Here is a 214-nt window from a genome sequence, read left to right on the forward strand (position 1 = left end):
ACCGCCGAAGCTGGTCTGGGCATCGAGGATGCGTCGGAGGGTTTCCAGCTGCTCCCGTTCGATCTCGGCGATGAGTTCGCGCACGGCAAGCTTGTCCGCCTGAACAGCCAAGTCTGCCTCGCGATCGCCGGTCTCGACGATGTCACGCGCGGTCAGCCCACTGTCATTGGTCGGCACGCCTTGAGACAAGGCGAGACCGGGCAGCAGGCAAAAC

General features: G+C 64.0%; 1 pseudogene. It reads right to left on the bottom strand.

From position 1 onward, the window contains the following. Positions 1 to 177: pseudogene (locus tag PMES_RS16515) on the bottom strand (lytic transglycosylase domain-containing protein); the annotation flags it as partial. Positions 178 to 214 lie beyond the last annotated feature (37 nt).

The sequence above is a fragment of the Profundibacterium mesophilum KAUST100406-0324 genome (assembly GCF_009835145.1).
Lineage (GTDB): Bacteria > Pseudomonadota > Alphaproteobacteria > Rhodobacterales > Rhodobacteraceae > Profundibacterium > Profundibacterium mesophilum.